The organism is Phenylobacterium sp. (assembly GCF_031412415.1).
Lineage (GTDB): Bacteria > Pseudomonadota > Alphaproteobacteria > Caulobacterales > Caulobacteraceae > Phenylobacterium.
This window is the reverse complement of record NZ_JANOCX010000306.1, coordinates 1-3,762: the sequence shown is the minus strand read 5'-3', so window position 1 is coordinate 3,762 and position 3,762 is coordinate 1. Positions and strand designations below refer to the sequence as shown.

Annotated in this window: 5 protein-coding genes and 1 pseudogene; 2 read left to right on the top strand and 4 right to left on the bottom strand. The window is 68.1% G+C overall.

The genetic code is table 11. The features are described 5' to 3' along the window. The 4 genes and pseudogenes from RMO04_RS14670 to RMO04_RS14655 all read right to left on the bottom strand — a co-directional run. A pseudogene (locus tag RMO04_RS14670) lies at positions 1–266 on the bottom strand (TetR/AcrR family transcriptional regulator); the annotation flags it as partial. After that, entirely contained in the window at positions 230–1,267 is a 1,038-nt protein-coding gene (locus RMO04_RS14665; RefSeq protein ID WP_309645508.1) for a glutathione S-transferase N-terminal domain-containing protein, read from the bottom strand. The pseudogene RMO04_RS14670 and the gene RMO04_RS14665, both read right to left, overlap by 37 nt. Beyond that, positions 1,264–1,728 (bottom strand): hypothetical protein, encoded by a 465-nt coding sequence (locus tag RMO04_RS14660; RefSeq protein WP_309645507.1) that lies wholly within the window; start codon positions 1,726–1,728, stop codon positions 1,264–1,266. Before RMO04_RS14660 ends, RMO04_RS14665 begins: the two co-directional genes overlap by 4 nt. Further along, positions 1,725–2,726 carry an alpha/beta fold hydrolase gene (locus RMO04_RS14655; protein ID WP_309645506.1) on the bottom strand — a complete coding sequence of 334 codons (1,002 nt, stop codon included), beginning with the start codon at positions 2,724–2,726 and terminating at the stop codon, positions 1,725–1,727. The genes RMO04_RS14660 and RMO04_RS14655 overlap by 4 nt, the downstream gene beginning before the upstream one ends. Positions 2,727–2,979: 253 nt before the next feature. Here RMO04_RS14655 and RMO04_RS14650 point away from each other — a divergent pair, with 253 nt between their 5' ends. Then, complete coding sequence (locus RMO04_RS14650; RefSeq protein ID WP_309645505.1) at positions 2,980–3,306, top strand: FeoA family protein; 327 nt, start codon at positions 2,980–2,982, stop codon at positions 3,304–3,306. After that, positions 3,303–3,762: FeoB small GTPase domain-containing protein (locus tag RMO04_RS14645; protein WP_309645504.1), on the top strand; the 460-nt coding region annotated here is incomplete at its 3' end. The genes RMO04_RS14650 and RMO04_RS14645, both read left to right, overlap by 4 nt.

Sequence of the window (3,762 nt, the reverse complement as noted above, 5' to 3'; positions counted from 1 at the left end):
ACCAAAGCCCGCAGCTCGCCCTCGATGACCTGGGACATCTCGCGATAGAGGCTGTCAATGTCCTTGAAGTGTCGGAACACCGTGCGCAGCCCGACATCGGCGCGGGTCGCCACCTGCTCGGCGCCCGGCGACAGGTCGCCGCCCTGGATGATCTCCAGCATGGCCGCGACGATACGGGCGCGGTTGTCCTGTCCGCGACGGCGGCGGCCGTCCTCGCCGATCTGCTGCGTCACGCCACGTCGGCCGGGGCGAACAGCGGCGAGCAGCCGCTCGCTCCCAACAATCCGTCGACCTGCGCCCGCGCCCGACCGTCCAGCCGCCCGTGAGACTGCCGCAGCCATTGCAGGCACTTGGCCTGGTACGGAAACGGCTGCTGGGTCCAGGGCTGGCCGTCGACGATCGCCTGTACCTCCGCCTCACCGGCCATCACCGCGGCGGCGTTGGCCAGCATGACCGGCGGGTAGACCCGGCCGATCTCGGCCAGCAACGCCTTTAGGGTCGCTGGCGGATCGTCCAGCGAGATCCAGTCGTCATCGGAGGGCTCCACCCCCGACTGGTCTTCCATCATCCCCACCCAGGCGGTGACCCGAGGCGCGAGCGCCAGGGTGAGCGCCATGGGCGTGGGGTCGAACTCGGCGAGCTGGGTGAGTTGTCCGAACACCGCGAAGTCACAGGCGGCGGGGCGACGGCCCAGCAGGTAGGGCTGGTGGGTCAGATGGGCCTCGAAGGCCTCCAGGAAGCGGCGATAGCTCGCCTCGATCACCGGCCCGGTGACGGGGTTGGAGCCGACATAGCGCAGGCGCCCGATCTGGCGTTCGGAGATCATGGCCCCGCGCTGCGCCAGCTCCTCGTCGGGAATGCAGAAGCCGCGCCAGCAGGGCAGCATGGCGGCGGCCTTGGCGATGTCGGGCGCATAGGACCAGCGATAGTGGAACATCGCCTTGGTCAGCCATTCGTCGGCATAGTCCTCGATCAGCTCGTCGATGAAGGCCAGGGACGGGTCGGCCGGGATCACGCTTCGGCCCTCGTGCTCACGCTCAAGTCGACGGATCAGGGGCGTGGAGTCGGTGACGGCGGCCAGCGCGCCCGTCTCGTCGGGCAGATAGAAGGTCGGCAGCAGCGCGACCTTCGGATGGGGCAGCCCCGCCAGGGCCGAACCCGAGGGCGGCAAGAACCGGTAGGCGATGCGCCGGTAACGCAGGACCGCCAGCATCTTGCGCGTGTAGGGCGAGCCGGGAGCCCCGGACAGCGCGATCGGATCGGTCATGGCTTGGTCCCTTCAACGTCGTGAGCCGGCTGCTTTCCGCTGGGGCGCAGCGACAGCCAAAGGAAGATCCCGGCCAGAACCACGGTGATGGCGCTGGCGTAGTGCGCAGGCGGATGGTGGCCGCCTTGTGGTCCCAGGACCCAGCCGTGCAGCGTGATCAAGCCGCGCTCCACGATCAACAATGCCAGGAACAGCGGCGTCAGGGCCTGATAGCGCAGGGCCACCGCCAGCACGGCGAAACCGAGCGCGAACTGGGTGGCCCCCTCCCAGCGGAACAGCCCGATCACCAGCTCGCGCCTGTCGCCCAGGTCCAAGCCTCCGATCACCTCCGCCCCACCGTCCGGCAAGAAGCTGTGTATCGCCGCCGGGATCAGCGTCAGGACGGCCGACAAGGTTAGGAACCAGACCGAGACTTTGGCCCCGCGGTACTGATGGTTGGTCGAAGGCGGGAAGAAGCTCATGCCTCGCTCCGGGCCAGGAACAAATCGACGATCGCTTCGCTGTGGGTGTCCTGCAGGAAGTGTCCGGCCTCGGGCAGAAGGTCGAAGGTGGCCTGCGGAAGCCGCCCCGCCCATTCCCGTCCCCAAGCCTCGGTGAACACGGCGTCGGCGCCGCCCCAGATGAAGTTGACAGGCTTTTTCCAAGCCAGCAGGGCCTGGAACCAGCCGGCCTGAGCCTCCGCCGCGCCGCCGACGGGATTGTCGAACGGCAGGCTGAGTGGAAACCGCCGCACGCCGGCATGGCCGGTTCGCCCCAGGCCTTCGAAGGGCGCGTCGTAGCCACGCCGGACCGCCGCCTGCGCCGGGGTCAAGTCGGGATAGGCGCCGTCTTGGACGATGGCGAACAGGTCGCGGGACGCCATGTGGCCCAGTGGCAGCATCATGAACCAGCCAACGGAAAGTCGCTCTGGGATGTTGGTCGAAAACAGCCCATCGGTCCGCCACTGCGCGTTCCACTGTCTCAGGGCTGGCGTGTAGTCGTAGCCTTCGTGATGCAGCCAGGTATTCATGATCACAAGCCGCGAGAACCGCTCCGGCGTCTCCGCCGCCTGGGCCAGCCCTATCGGCCCGCCCCAGTCCTGGCAGAACAGGGTGACCTCGCGCAGGTCCAGGGCCTCGATCAGCGCTCGATGCGCCGCCACGTGCCTGGCGATCGAATACCAGCCGTCATCGATGGGCTTGTCGGATCGCCCGAACCCAATGTGGTCGGCGGCGACACAGCGCCAACCCTCGGCGATCAGCCGATGGATGATGTGGCGGTTCAGGAAGCTCCAGGTCGGCATGCCGTGCATCAGCAAGGCGATCGGACCATCCCGCGGGCCGACGTCCACGTAGCTCAGCCGCAAACCTTCGAACACGATGTGGCTCGCAGCGAAGGGATAGTCAGGCAACTCGGCGAAGTTCGCCTCCGGCGTCCTCAGGAACGCTACGTCGTCGGCCGTGAGTAGAGTCTGCGTCATCCCACCCCCCGCATCTAGTGGCACTTACCGTGTCACTAGATGCCAATAGAGGCAAGCCTGACCAAGGCTGCGCGACCGAGCGGAGGTCGCGCCGGCCGCGACCGAGGCCATCAGCTACGGTGTGCCGGTCTTCAAGCTGGGCCGGTCCCTGGTCTCCCTGACCGCGGCGAAGGCGCGCTGACCAAAGCTGAGGCTCGACGGGGCCGACAGTGAATGATAATCGTTCGCAATTGGGGCGCGTAAGGACCTCGCGATGAACGATATTTCGGGCCAACCAGGTCCGGCCGCGCTTGCCGTCGAGGGCGTGGTCGTGCGCCTGAGCGCCGCTGACGTCGGCGCCGTGGGGGTCATTGTCGACGTCCGCGCCGAGAGCGCGCCGCTCGCCCACGGGGTGGACGTGCACGAACTGCAGCGCCGCCTGCTAGAGTTCGGCTTCGTCGAGGGCGCCCGCATCGAGGTGCTCCACGAGGGGGCGATCCGTCACGATCCCATCGCCGTTCGCGTGGACGACACCCGCGTCGCCCTGCGTCGCCGCGACGCCGAGGACGTGTTCATCCTCCTGGACACCCCGCGCCTATGAGCAACGCAACGCTGTCGTCGGCCCGCGTCGCGCTGGTCGGCAATCCCAATTCCGGCAAGACCGCCCTGTTCAACGCCCTGACGGGCGCGCGGCAGAAGGTCGCTAACTACGCCGGGGTGACGGTGGAGCGGAAGGAAGGCCTGGTCGTCACGCCGGCCGGCCGCAGCCTCCACATCCTGGACCTGCCCGGCACCTATTCCCTGCGCGCCCGCAGTCCTGATGAAGTCGTCACCCGCGACGCGGTGCTGGGGAGGCTGGAAGGCGAAGTCCCGCCCGACGTGGTGGTCTGCGTGGCCGACGCCACCAACCTGCGCCTGGTCCTGCGCCTGGCCTTGGAGCTCAAGGCCGTCGGGCGACCGTTGGTGTTGGCGCTCAACATGTACGACTTCGCCCAGCGTCAGGGCCTGCGCATCGACCTGGAAGGCCTGGCCCGGGAGATCGGCGCGCCGATCGTCA